General features: G+C 42.3%; 12 protein-coding genes. 8 read left to right on the forward strand and 4 right to left on the reverse strand.

From position 1 onward, the window contains the following. Nucleotides 1–9: 9 nt before the first annotated feature. The 3 genes from GQR56_RS10125 to GQR56_RS10135 are packed head-to-tail and all read right to left on the reverse strand — an operon-like array spanning nt 10 to nt 3306. On the reverse strand, nt 10–1629 hold the full coding sequence (locus GQR56_RS10125; RefSeq protein WP_166110958.1) for a carboxyl transferase domain-containing protein: 1620 nt from the start codon (nt 1627–1629) through the stop codon (nt 10–12). A gap of 10 nt (nt 1630–1639) precedes the next feature. Next, on the reverse strand, nt 1640–2815 hold the full coding sequence (locus tag GQR56_RS10130; RefSeq protein ID WP_101163880.1) for an isovaleryl-CoA dehydrogenase: 1176 nt from the start codon (nt 2813–2815) through the stop codon (nt 1640–1642). 56 nt (nt 2816–2871) lie between these two features. Next, complete coding sequence (locus GQR56_RS10135) at nt 2872–3306, reverse strand: MerR family DNA-binding transcriptional regulator (RefSeq protein ID WP_008169212.1); 435 nt, start codon at nt 3304–3306, stop codon at nt 2872–2874. A gap of 330 nt (nt 3307–3636) precedes the next feature. Here GQR56_RS10135 and GQR56_RS10140 point away from each other — a divergent pair, with 330 nt between their 5' ends. The 7 genes from GQR56_RS10140 to GQR56_RS10170 all read left to right on the forward strand — a co-directional run bounded on the left by GQR56_RS10140 (nt 3637) and on the right by GQR56_RS10170 (nt 11457). Next, nucleotides 3637–4818 carry an acetyl-CoA C-acyltransferase gene (locus GQR56_RS10140; RefSeq protein ID WP_166110961.1) on the forward strand — a complete coding sequence of 394 codons (1182 nt, stop codon included), beginning with the start codon at nt 3637–3639 and terminating at the stop codon, nt 4816–4818. Between the two features lie 146 nt (nt 4819–4964). Next, nucleotides 4965–6455, forward strand: a complete 1491-nt coding sequence (locus tag GQR56_RS10145) for a CoA-acylating methylmalonate-semialdehyde dehydrogenase (RefSeq protein WP_166110964.1) — start codon at nt 4965–4967, stop codon at nt 6453–6455. Nucleotides 6456–6627: 172 nt separating this feature from the next. Continuing rightward, nucleotides 6628–7785 (forward strand): acyl-CoA dehydrogenase family protein, encoded by a 1158-nt coding sequence (locus GQR56_RS10150; protein ID WP_166110967.1) that lies wholly within the window; start codon nt 6628–6630, stop codon nt 7783–7785. Nucleotides 7786–7795: 10 nt separating this feature from the next. After that, nucleotides 7796–8587, forward strand: a complete 792-nt coding sequence (locus GQR56_RS10155; protein WP_166110970.1) for an enoyl-CoA hydratase — start codon at nt 7796–7798, stop codon at nt 8585–8587. Continuing rightward, nucleotides 8587–9744, forward strand: coding sequence for an enoyl-CoA hydratase/isomerase family protein (locus GQR56_RS10160; RefSeq protein ID WP_166110973.1), 1158 nt, complete (start codon nt 8587–8589; stop codon nt 9742–9744). Before GQR56_RS10155 ends, GQR56_RS10160 begins: the two co-directional genes overlap by 1 nt. Before the next feature lie 24 nt (nt 9745–9768). Continuing rightward, nucleotides 9769–10668: a 3-hydroxyisobutyrate dehydrogenase gene (gene mmsB, locus GQR56_RS10165; protein ID WP_166110976.1), complete on the forward strand. Its 900-nt coding sequence runs from the start codon at nt 9769–9771 to the stop codon at nt 10666–10668. 9 nt (nt 10669–10677) lie between these two features. After that, nucleotides 10678–11457, forward strand: a complete 780-nt coding sequence (locus GQR56_RS10170) for an SDR family oxidoreductase (RefSeq protein ID WP_024592410.1) — start codon at nt 10678–10680, stop codon at nt 11455–11457. 244 nt (nt 11458–11701) lie between these two features. On the opposite strand, the gene GQR56_RS10175 is transcribed toward GQR56_RS10170, so the two are convergent. Then, nucleotides 11702–12670, reverse strand: a complete 969-nt coding sequence (locus GQR56_RS10175; protein WP_024592411.1) for an integron integrase — start codon at nt 12668–12670, stop codon at nt 11702–11704. A 240-nt stretch (nt 12671–12910) separates the two neighbouring features. Between GQR56_RS10175 and GQR56_RS10180 the strand changes: the two genes are divergently transcribed. Beyond that, complete coding sequence (locus GQR56_RS10180; RefSeq protein WP_166110979.1) at nt 12911–13489, forward strand: hypothetical protein; 579 nt, start codon at nt 12911–12913, stop codon at nt 13487–13489. Nucleotides 13490–13594: the final 105 nt, after the last annotated feature.

Here is a 13594-nt window from a genome sequence, read left to right on the forward strand (position 1 = left end):
GCGCTCCGGTTACATTCTAAATACGCCAAATTTCGAATCACGTTTTGGTGCGTTATTCGCAGCTGTTAACGCAAGCCCTAATACATTACGCGTGTCGGCAGGGTCTATAATACCGTCATCCCACAAGCGTGCGCTGGCGTAATACGGATGACCTTGCTCTTCGTACTGGTCAATAATTGGCTTTTTAAAGTCACTGATTTCTTGCTCGCTCATGCTTTGACCTTTGCGTGCTAAACCATCTTGTTTAACTTGCGCCATTACACCGGCTGCTTGTTCGCCGCCCATGACCGAAATACGGGCATTAGGCCACATCCACATCATGGTTGGTTCAAATGCACGACCACACATTCCGTAGTTACCTGCGCCGTAAGAGCCGCCAATAAGTACTGTGAATTTAGGTACGTCAGCACACGAAACCGCCATCACCATTTTAGCGCCGTGCTTTGCAATGCCTTCGGCTTCGTATTTTTTACCCACCATAAAGCCGGTAATATTTTGTAAAAACACTAAAGGAATATTGCGCTGAGCACACAGCTGAATAAAGTGTGCGCCTTTTTGCGCCGACTCACTAAATAAAATACCGTTATTAGCCACTATGCCAACGGGGTTGCCATAAATGCTGGCAAAACCGGTGACTAACGTTTCACCAAAATAGCGTTTAAATTCATCAAATGATGAGTCATCTACAGTGCGGGCTATTACTTCGCGTACATCAAACGGCTTTTTAAGGTCGGTGCCTACAATGCCGTAAAGCTCGTTAATATCGTAACGCGGTGGTTTTACATCTTCTAGCTCTTGTTTAAGTAACGGCGCAGTAGGGCGTGTGTAGTTAATGCGCTCAATACATTGGCGCGCAATAGACAGCGCATGAGCATCGTTTTCAGCGTAGTGATCGGCAACACCTGACACTTTACAGTGCACATCGGCACCGCCAAGCTCCTCGGCTGTTACTTCCTCGCCTGTTGCTGCTTTTACAAGCGGCGGACCTGCTAAAAATATAGTGCCTTGATCTTTTACAATAATGCTTTCGTCTGCCATTGCCGGTACGTATGCACCACCTGCGGTACATAACCCCATTACCACGGCAATTTGTGGAATACCTTTACCCGACATACGGGCTTGATTGTAAAAAATACGACCAAAATGCAGCTTATCCGGAAATACATCGTCTTGCTCAGGCAGGTTTGCACCGCCCGAATCTACAAGATAAATACACGGTAAGTGGCAGCGCTCTGCGATGTCTTGTGCGCGTAAATGCTTTTTAACGGTAAGCGGAAAATACGTACCACCTTTAACCGTGGCATCGTTTGCAATAATCATGCATTCAATGCCTTTAACACGACCAATGCCGGCTACAACACCTGCGCACGGTATTGCTTGTTCGTACACACCAAAGGCAGCAAATTGCGATATTTCTAAAAACGGTGAGCCTTCGTCAATTAACGTACTTATACGGTCGCGTACAAATAATTTACCACGGCCTTCGTGGCGCTCCTTTAATGCAGCGCCTCCGCCTTGGCTAATTGTTGCTACTTTACTGCGTAAATCGTCCACCAGCGCCGACATGTTTTTGTGGTTTTGCACAAACGTTGGATCGTGAGGGTTAACGCTCGATTTTAAAATCGTCATGGTTTAATCCTTAACGGCTTTCAGTGAAAAGTTCGCGACCAATAAGCATACGGCGTATTTCTGATGTGCCTGCACCAATTTCGTATAATTTAGCATCACGAAGCAGGCGGCCTGTGGCGTATTCGTTTATGTAGCCATTGCCACCTAAAATTTGAATCGCATCAAGCGCCATTTTAGTCGCAAGTTCTGCGGCGTATAAAATGGCACCGGCTGCATCTTTACGGGTTGTTTCACCACGGTCACAAGAGCGAGCTACCGTATATACATATGAGCGGGCTGCATTCATTTGTGTATACATGTCGGCTACTTTGCCCTGAATTAACTGAAATTGACCAATAGGGGTGTCAAACTGTTTACGCTCGTGAATATACGGTACCACTATATCCATACACGCTTGCATTATGCCAAGCGGACCTGCTGCAAGTACTACGCGTTCGTAATCAAGACCACTCATAAGTACTTTAACGCCTTCGTTTAAATTACCTAAAATGTTTTCCTGGGGCACTTCGCAGTTTTCAAATACCAGCTCACAGGTGTTTGAGCCACGCATACCCAGTTTGTCTAGCTTTTGCGCCGTAGAAAAACCAGGAAAGTTGCTCTCAACAATAAACGCGGTAATGCCTTTAGCGCCGGCGTTTAAATCTGTTTTAGCGTAAATAACTAGAGTGTGTGCATCTGGACCATTGGTGATCCACATTTTATTACCGTTTAAAATGTACTTATCGCCTTTTTTCTCGGCTTTAAGTTTCATCGATACAACGTCAGAGCCTGCATTAGGCTCGCTCATTGCAAGAGCTCCAATGTGTTCGCCACTAATAAGCTTTGGTAAGTATTTTTCTTTTTGAGCTTGTGTACCGTTACGGTTAATTTGATTAACACACAGGTTAGAATGTGCTCCATAGCTTAAACCTATAGAGGCACTGGCACGGCTAATTTCTTCCATAGCAATAACATGTTCTAAGTAACCTAAACCGGCGCCGCCAAGTTCTTCAGATACGGTCATACCCAGTACGCCCATTTCGCCCATTTGTGTCCAAAGTTGATTTGGAAAAGCGTTATCTAAATCAGTTTTTTCAGCAAGCGGGGCAATCTCCTGACTCGCAAAACTGTTTACGTGGTCGCGGATCATATCGGCAGTTTCGCCAAGGCCAAAGTTCATTTCTTTATATAGTGAAATAGTGCTCATGATTCATTCCTGTGTGACGTGTGTGTTGTCAGTGTGTTTTTATTTTAAAAATAAACTTACTCGTCTATTTTGTTAAGGGTGTCGCGGCAGCGGCGCTCGGCTGTTACCAATTCCATAAGAACAACTTTAATGTCGTCCATTTGTTGAGATAGGTCTGCTTTTTTTTCTGAAATAAGGTCAAGCATGGTAACCAACTGCTTAGCGCTTGATTTATCTGCGTCGTACAGTTCAAACAAACGACCGGTTTCGGCCAATGTAAAGCCAAGGCGCTTACCGCGTAGTATTAGTTTTAAACGCACTTTGTCGCGTTTTGAATAAATACGGGTTTGCCCGTTTCGCTCAGGTGTAATTAACCCTTGGTCTTCGTAAAAACGAATAGAGCGGGTTGTAATGTCAAATTCTTTAGCGAGTTCGCTAATGCTAAATGTTTGCTCATTACTTGCCGGTATATTAGATGAGCTTGCAAAGTTTGTTTGATTATCTGGTTTCATTTTTGTATTTACCTCATTCGAATAACCCCAATATAAGTGATGTTTACGTAAAGGTAAAGCTTGGTGTGTTTTGAAACTATTTATAAAGGAGTGTTGGTGCGAAGTGTTGAGTTATATTGCTAATATTCAATAGTTTATTTTTATTTGGTAGGTAAAGCCTTACAGGTGGAAAATAATGCGTACACTTTTAAAACAAAAGATTAAGCTGTTTTTAGTTGACGTTGGCGTAAACGTTAGTATTGTGTATGGGTGTTAAATAATAAATGAATACTAAATTAATAGAGCAAATATACTAACAACTATTTGCATTAAATTACAACGGAGTTAGTTATGACTTTAGAATCAGTGGTAATTGTAGCAGCAAAACGCACCCCAATGGGTGGATTTATGGGAGCGTTAAGTGATGCGCAGTCTACCGAGCTTGGCGCTACCGCCATTGCCAGCGCACTTGCACAAACTGGTTTAGCTAATAACGCTATAGATGAAGTAATTATGGGCTGTGTATTACCAGCGGGCCTTGGGCAAGCGCCTGCACGCCAAGCAATGTTAAAAGCAGGGCTTGCACTTAGCACTGGCGCTACAACAATTAATAAAGTGTGCGGATCTGGTTTAAAAGCAGCCATGCTTGCAAACGATTTAATTAAGGCGGGCTCTATTCAATCTGCTATTGCTGGTGGCATGGAAAGCATGACAAACGCACCGTACTTTATTCCAAAAGCGCGTGGCGGAATGCGTATGGGGCATGGCGAAATAAAAGATCACATGATGAGCGACGGCCTTGAAGATGCCTACGACAACAAAGCAATGGGTTGTTTTGCACAAGACACCGCCGACGAATACGGCATTGGTCGCGAGCAAATGGATACGTTTGCATTAGGCTCATTAAGTAAAGCAAAAGCAGCAATACAAAATGGTAGCTTTGATAACGAAGTTGCACCGCACACAATGCAAACACGCAAAGGTGATGTAACAGTTTCGATTGACGAGCAACCAGGTAACGCCCGCCCAGAAAAAATTCCTACCTTACGTGCAGCCTTTAAAAAAGACGGCACCATTACAGCCGCTAATTCATCGTCAATTTCAGACGGGGGCGCGGCGCTTATATTAATGAGCGAATCAAAAGCAAAAGAGCAGGGTTTAACACCGCTTTGTAAAATTGTAGCGCACAGTACTCATTCTCAAAAACCAAGTGAATTTACAGTAGCGCCAGTAGGTGCAATAAGCAGCGTGCTTGAAAAAGCAGGTTGGGCTGTAAACGACGTTGACCTTTGGGAAATTAATGAAGCATTTGCCATGGTAACCATGCTGGCTATTAACGAGTTAAAACTTGATGAAAGCAAAGTAAACGTGAATGGCGGTGCATGTGCATTGGGTCATCCAATTGGTGCAAGCGGCGCGCGTATTTTAGTAACGCTTATTCATGCCCTTAAAAACCGAGGCCTTAAAAAAGGCATTGCGTCTTTATGTATTGGCGGCGGTGAAGCGGTTGCTATGGCCGTAGAAGCGTATTAACGAGGTATTAAATAGTTATAAGAAAGCTGTACGAATAACTATAAAAGCGCTGCACTAATAATACTAACAAAGCGGCGCTACCAATTCTAAAAGAGAACACACAACTTTTAAAAGAGAACACACAACTCACACACTAGGATTTAATTATGCACCAAGTTCCACTACTTATTAATGGCGAATTTATTCAATCAGCGTCTAAAGAGCTTATCGACGTTATAAACCCAGCAACTCAAGAAGTACTTGCACAAGTGCCATGCACTACCGATTCAGAAATGGACGCGGCAATTGCCTCAGCCTCTGAGACGTTTAAAACATGGAAAGACGTACCCATTACTGAACGTGCACGCATTATGATGAAGTACGCTGCGCTATTAAAAGAACATCACGATGAGCTTGCTACCATTATTTGCCACGAATTGGGTAAAACATTTGAAGATGCAAAAGGCGATGTTTGGCGTGGTATTGAAGTAGTAGAGCAAGCAGCGAACGCACCATCATTAATGATGGGTGAAACAATGGAAAACGTAGCGCGTAAAATCGATACGTATTCTTACATGCAGCCACTTGGCGTGTGTGCGGGCGTTACTCCGTTTAACTTCCCTGCAATGATCCCACTTTGGATGTTCCCGCTGGCTATTGTGTGTGGTAACACCTTTATTTTAAAACCGTCTGAGCAAGATCCACTTACACCAATGCGCTTAGCAGAGCTATTTATTGAAGCCGGCGCACCAAAAGGCGTATTACAAGTTGTTCACGGTACAAAACCACAAGTAGACCGCTTACTAGAAGATAAAGCAGTGCGTGCTATTTCGTTTGTTGGTTCGTGTGGTGTAGGTGCTTATATTTATTCTAAAGGCACACAAAATCTTAAACGTGTGCAAGCGTGTGTTGGCGCTAAAAACCACATGGTTATTATGCCTGATGCAAGTAAATCGCACGTTGTAAACAACCTAGTAGGCGCATCGGTCGGTGCAGCTGGCCAACGTTGTATGGGTATTTCGGTTGCTGTATTTGTAGGTCAAGCAAGCGAATGGGTAGATGAAATTAAAGCAGGCTTTGAAAATGTACGCCCAGGCGTGTGGGATGATGCTAATGCGGCATACGGTCCACAAACATCAAAAGCAGCAAAAGCACGTATTTTATCACTCATTGCCGGTGGTAAAGAGCAAGGCGCTACCTGTTTAATTGATGGTTCTGACTTTACGGTTGAAGGGTATGAGCAAGGTAACTGGGTTGGCCCAACGTTATTTACTGACGTAACCAAAGAAATGGATTTATACAAAGAAGAAATATTTGGCCCAGTACTAGCGTGTATGTTTGTAAACACGCTTGATGAAGCGATCGCACTTATTAACGACAGCCCATACGGTAACGGTACCTCGTTATTTACATCAAGCGGCGCAGTGGCTCGTAAATTCCAACACGAAATTGAAGTAGGCCAAGTGGGTATTAATGTGCCAATTCCGGTGCCACTTCCGTTCTTTTCGTTCACTGGTTGGAAAGGCTCGTTTTACGGCGATACACACACGTACGGTAAACAAGGTATTCGTTTTTACACAGAAACTAAAACGATTACCTCACGTTGGTTTGAAGACGACATTGCGTCTGGTCCAAACATGAGCATTAACTTAAAGTAATCATGATTAAAACGAATAACTAAATAACTAATAATAAAAAAGATGGGCGCGAAGGCTACTTCACACACAACACACATAAGTCTTCGCTGCTCGTCACTAACTATTCCTGTAATGGGAAAACGACACGCAACAAACACACAACAACAAACACACAACTAAAGAGGTCTCTACCATGGACTTTAATTTATCAGAAGATCAACAAGCCTTTGCGCAAACAGCACGTCAATTTGCCGAGTCAGAACTCGCACCCTATGCAGCAAAATGGGATCGCGAACATATTTTCCCTAAAGACACGATTAAAGCAGCGGGCGAGCTTGGTTTTTGTGGTTTATACACGCCAGAGGAAGCCGGCGGCCTTGGTTTATCGCGTTTAGATTCGAGTATTATTTTTGAACAGCTTGCTATGGGCTGTACAGCAACCACGGCCATGTTAACCATTCATAATATGGCAACGTGGATGGTAGCAAGTTTTGGTACCGATGCAGTTAAAGACCAATACGTAGAGCAATTAGTAATGGGCGAGCTACTTGCCTCTTATTGTTTAACAGAGCCTGGTTCGGGTTCAGACGCGGCATCACTTAAAACAAAAGCCGTGCTTGAGGACGATGAGTACGTTATTAACGGCTCAAAAATGTTTATATCGGGCGCTGGCGAAACCGAAGTATTAGTTGTAATGGCACGTACCGGTGGCGAAGGCGCTGCGGGTATTTCGGCATTTGTAGTGCCTGCCGACGCAAAAGGCGTGGAATACGGCAAAGCTGAGGAAAAAATGGGTTGGAACGCACAACCTACTCGTTCTATTAGCTTTGAAAATGTACGCATTCCTGCGCATAACTTATTAGGCGCAGAGGGCGAAGGCTTTAAATTTGCGATGCAAGGCCTTGATGGCGGTCGAATTAACATTGCCACATGTTCAATTGGTACAGCGCAAGCGGCGCTTAATACCGCCCGTGAATATTTAAAAGAACGCACCCAATTTGGTAAGCCACTCGCTGCGTTTCAAGCGCTACAATTTAAAATTGCCGACATGAACACCGAGCTTGTAGCTGCGCGCCAAATGGTTAGGCTTGCAGCATTTAAACTTGATAATAACGACGTTGAAAAAACAACTTACTGCGCCATGGCTAAACGTTTTGCTACCGATGTTGGCTTTACCGTGTGTAACGACGCACTGCAAATTCATGGTGGTTACGGTTACATAAAAGAATACCCGCTAGAGCGCCATGTACGTGATGTACGCGTTCATCAAATTTTAGAAGGCACTAACGAGATTATGCGTGTAATAATTGCGCGCCGTATTTTGGCTGAGTCAGCAAACGACGTTTTATAAGGAGCAATGTATGTCAGAATCTAAATCTAATCCGAGTATTGAACTTACAATTGAAGGTCATGTTGCTATTTTAACGATGTCTAATCCGCCAGCAAACACCTGGACAAAAGACACCTTAGTTGATTTAAAAAATACCGTTAATGAGCTTAATAATAATAAAAATATTTATGCATTAGTACTGACTGGCGAAGGCGAGAAGTTTTTTAGCGCGGGTGCCGACCTGAACGTATTTGCATGTGGCGATAAAGGCGTAGCTGCTGATATGTCGCGTGTATTTGGTGAAGCATTTGAAGCGCTTACTAATTTTAGAGGCGTGTCGGTTGCTGCCATAAACGGCTATGCAATGGGCGGCGGTTTAGAGGTGGCGCTTGCGTGCGACGTACGTATAGCGGAAGAGCAAGCACAAATGGCGCTCCCTGAAGCTAAAGTAGGGTTATTACCCTGTGCTGGTGGCACACAAAATTTAGCATGGCTAGTTGGCGAAGGCTGGGCAAAACGCATGATTTTATGCGGCGAGCGCTTAAAAGCTGATAAAGCCCTGCAAATTGGCTTAGTAGAAGAAGTAGTACCGCAGGGCGAAAGCTTTGCGGCGGCATTAAAACTAGCTAATCAAGTAAGCGAGCAAAGCCCTACCTCAGTTGCAGCGTGTAAAACATTGATTCAAAAAGGGCGTCATCAACCAATGGCGAGTGTATTGCCTCTTGAGCGCGAGTTATTTGTTGGTTTATTTGATACCGAAGATCAACAAGAAGGCGTAAATGCCTTTTTAGAAAAACGCCGCGCTAACTGGGTAAACGGCTAATGAGTACTTTAACATTATTAAATAGCGCCGATGAGCCCGTGATATTTGAAACCGCAACCGCAGAAAATGGCAGTTTAATTGGGCTTATTACACTCAACGCGCCAAAAGCCTTAAATGCACTTAATTTTGAGATGATCAAATTACTTGAGCCGCAATTGCGAGCTTGGCAAGACGATGATGCTATTGCAATGGTGTTGTTAAAAGGCGCAGGCGATAAAGCATTTTGCGCAGGTGGCGATGTTGTAAGCCTTCATCATGCAATGGCGCAAGGTAAACCAATAAGCTTAGTTGAAGAATTTTTTACGCTTGAGTACAAGCTTGATTATCTTATTCATACCTTTGATAAACCAATCCTTGTTTGGGGTAACGGCATAGTAATGGGCGGCGGTTTAGGGTTAATGGCTGGTGCTAGCCACCGCGTAGTAACGGAAACATCACGCATTGCCATGCCAGAGCAAACCATAGGGTTATACCCTGATGTAGGCGGCAGTTACTTTTTACATAAAATGCCACAAAGTGTTGGGCTATTTTTAGGGCTAACGTCGGCCTCTATAAACTGCGACGACGCGCGTTTTGTATCGCTTGCCGATCACTTCATCGATAGCAATAAATATGATGCCATGCTTGCACAAATTTTAACTGCCAAGTGGGATAAAACAGCAAATTCAAATCATGACAGGCTAAATCATGAGCGATTAACCGATTTACTCACCGATTTAGACAACCAGTCGGCGTGTATGCCCAAAGGCAACGTAAAAGCTAACCTAAAAACGATTCAAAGACTGGGTGAGTTTACAACCTTGCAGGAGCAAGTTGATTACATTTTAGGGCTAACCACTGACGATAAATGGCTACAATGCGCCCAAAAATCACTTAAACATGGCTGCCCACTAAGTTGTGCACTTGTAAGTGAGCAATTAAAAACAAGCCAAGGCAAAAGCTTATTAGCGTGTTTTAAAATGGAGCTGGGTATGTCGGTTCGCGCTGGCGAAGTAGGTGAGTTTCAAGAAGGTGTAAGGGCGCTACTAATAGATAAAGACGGTGCGCCAAATTGGCAATACAAAACACTTAGTGATGTACCACAAACAATAATAGATAGCTTTTTTGCTAACCGCTTTGGCGAAAATCACCCGCTCAATGAGCTTGCTGTTAAATAAAATTGGTATCTAAAAGGAACAACTATGAGTAAATTAAACATAGGTTTTATTGGTTTAGGTAATATGGGCGGCCCAATGGCGGCTAACTTAATTAAAGCTGGACATACTGTTAGCGTGTTCGATTTAAACCAATCGGTCGTAAATGAGCTTGCAAGCAAAGGTGCAAAAGCAGCGGTTGATGCAAAGCACTGTGCAACTAATGCTGACGTGCTTATTAGCATGTTACCTGCGGGCAAACATGTTAAATCGCTTTACTTAGGTAATAACGACGACAGCGGTTTAATTAACGTGCTGAGCAAAAGTACATTAGTAATTGACTGCTCTACAATAGATGCAGAATCAGCCCGTATTGTAGGCAGTGCGCTTGGCGATCAGGGCATAAACTTTGTAGATGCACCGGTGTCGGGCGGCGTTGCAGGCGCAACTGCAGGCACACTTACCTTTATTGTAGGCGGCGAAAAAGCAGCGTTTGATAAAGCAAATACAGTGCTTAGTGATATGGGTAAAAACATATTTCATGCAGGTGATATTGGCGCAGGACAAGTTGCAAAAATATGTAATAACATGCTACTTAGCATTTTAATGGCAGGCACCAGCGAAGCACTACAAATGGGCATAAATAACGGCCTCGATCCTAAAGTACTTAGCGACATAATGACCGCAAGTTCTGGCCGTAACTGGACACTCGAACTTTACAACCCTTGCCCAGGTGTAATGGACGGTGCACCTGCAAGTAACGATTATAAACCAGGCTTTATGGTTGATTTAATGGCTAAAGATTTAGGCCTTGCCATGGAAGCCGCGCAGCAAAGTAATTCAACAACCCCTATGGGTTCAATGGCTAAAAATTTATACACTATGCTACAACACCAAGGTGCGGGTAGTGATGACTTTAGTGCCATTTTTAAACTGTTTTCTAAGTAGGAGCAACGCGTGGAAATTAAAAATAACACGGTAGTAATAACCGGTGGCGCACAAGGTTTAGGCTTTGCAATGGCGCAAAAGTTTGCTCTTATGGGTGCAAATATCGCTTTAATAGATATGGCACAAGACTTATTAAACACCGCATGCGAGCAACTTATGCAACTAATGCAGCTTGAAGGTGTAACTAGCAATATAAAAGGGTATGCCGCAAACGTAACAAATGAGAGCGAAGTAGAAAACGTATTTAATACCATTAACAGCGATTTTGGTCACATTGGCGTCCTTATAAACAACGCCGGTATTTTACGCGATGGCATGTTTATAAAAGCAAAAGACGGTAAAGTCGTTAAAAAAATGTCTCTTGAGCAATTTCAATCAGTGATTGATGTAAACCTGACAGGTGTGTTTTTAGCAGGGCGGGAAGCTGCAAGCCACATGATTGAATCAGGTAAAGGCGGCGTAATCGTTAATATGTCGAGCGTAGCGCGAGCAGGTAACATAGGCCAAACAAACTACGCGGCATCAAAAGCAGGCGTAGTGGCACTTACCACCACATGGGCTAAAGAACTTGGTCGTTTTGGTATACGTGTAGGCGCTATTGCACCAGGTGTAATAAGCACCGCCATGACCGACGCCATGAAGCCCGAAGCCAAACAGCGTATGCTTGCAGTAACGCCAGTCGGGCGCTTAGGCGAAAGCGACGAAATTGCGCATACTGCACAATACATAATCGAAAACGACTTTTTTACCGGTCGCGTGGTTGAAATAGACGGCGGTATTCGTTTGTAAACCGAACTGAATTAAGGTTTATTTAAAAAGCATGGTTGTTGTGGACTGTGCTTTTTTGTTTTAAATCGGGGAGTTTATAACCTTGAAAAAGGGCTAACAACGGCGTTGACAATTTGTTGTAAAACATGAGTAGGATACCCGTTGAATTAAAGCGTAGAACATTCTAGCGTTCTAATTAACTGCGTTAAAAACTTCTCATATAGACAAACAATATAACTAAATTTTTGCCTTGTTACTGAGATATTTATAATCTTGAAAAAGGGCTAATAACACCGTTGGCACCTTGTTGTAGTACATGCGTATATATTTGTGTAGTACGCACATCACTATGACCTAGCTGTGTTTGTACTGTGCGGATATCAGCGCCGCTTTGCAGCAAATGCGTAGCGAAAGAGTGACGCAAAGTATGTGGCGTAACGTGTTTATTAATTTCAGCTTTTGTTGAAGACAGTTTAACTGCCTTTCTTACCCCTGAATGATCTAAGTGGTGACGTCTTATTTCTCCTGTTTCAGGGTCTGTACTTAATTTATGTGATGGGAACAAAAACTGCCATTGTAAAGACTTATTAGCGCTTGGGTATTTTTTACTAAGTCGATGAGGCATCCATACACCGGCGTACGCATCATTTTTTAAATCTAACTGTAAATATTCATCAACTTGAATTATTTGATTTCTTAGCATTGGTATTAATTCTTCAGCAAGTGTCACAATACGATTTTTATTACCCTTACCGTTCCAAATGCGTATGTTTTTATAGTCGAAGTCAATATCTTGAACTCTTATTTTTACTGCTTCCATCAGCCGTAAACCACTTCCATATAGCAGGCTTGCTATCAAATAATGTCGTTTATTTATATTTCTAAAAAATAGCGATACCTCAGTCTGTGTAAGTACGACAGGAAGTTTCTGTTGGCGGTTACTTTTAACGAAATTTAAATCTAATGAGAGCTCATTCTTGATAATATGTTTATATAAAAAAGCTAGTGCATTTAAAGCGGTTGCTTGTGTTCTCGCTGCTACTTTTTTAGTGACTGTTAAGTGATTTAAAAATATTTCAACTTCATTATTGCCCATACTGGTAGGGTGCCGCTTATTATGAAAATGGATATAGGCAGTAATCCAAAATACATAAGTTTCGATAGATTTTTTAGCATAGTGATGGCTATACATATAGTTGATAATACTATTAAGAAAAGGGGATTTAGTTTTCATTTTAATTCTCAATTAACTGTATTTATATACAGTATTGACATTTTTCCTCCTAAGTCAAGAAATGAGGACATTTTCCTCTTTTCTGCATTTTAATAAAAGAACAGCCTGACTTAAAGTTTAAAGCTGGCAATGTGTTACAGGATTTGTTATTAATATTAAAAATAATTAAGAGGACATACATTGCTCATAAAAAGAGGAAAGTGTCCTCTGATAAAGCTGTTAGCTGCTTGGAGTCGAACTATGGATCGGTTTGTATCATCAATAAGAAAATCGATAGAGGATGAAAATTGGTTTTCAGCTTTATTTTTAGCATTAGCTTTACCTGATATCTGTGGTGCGTTAGAAAAGCCTCCTACAGGTAAGAGGGGTGAAGTTGGGGAGAGATATCGTAATTGGTTCAATAAGTATTTAAAGGTGAAATATGATCCTGAAAATTTATTTGAATTAGTTATGTCTAGAAATCCAGATGCAATTACAAGAATGGACGAAACTGGCATAGAGTCTCTAAAGTCTATGCCTGCAAACGAAGGTTGTTCTTTTACTGGTAGTGATTGCTATAAGTTTAGGTGCAAAGGTTTACATCAGGGGCTTTTAGAAAAAGAGCATAAAGAAGCCTTTATATTTATTACACCGCCACCGAATGGCAATATAATTCATGGAAACTCCATAAATGGTGTCTATCAATTACAAATAGATGTATTTTGCAAAGATGTTTGTTTGGCAGTAGAAGATTGGGTAGCAGACGTCAAAGAAAATTTGGATGTTTGTGATCGGATAGATGAGTTAATGAATATCCATCACTATAATAATATGGGCTAAAATCAGCAGCTAACAACACGCCCTGAGGTGGACGACTAGTAAAATTTAGCTATTAATTGCAAATTTTAAAAGTGGTGAACCTCTGTGTTTTAAGGCCGCTAAATA

Source organism: Pseudoalteromonas sp. Z9A5, assembly GCF_011378875.1.
GTDB lineage: Bacteria > Pseudomonadota > Gammaproteobacteria > Enterobacterales > Alteromonadaceae > Pseudoalteromonas.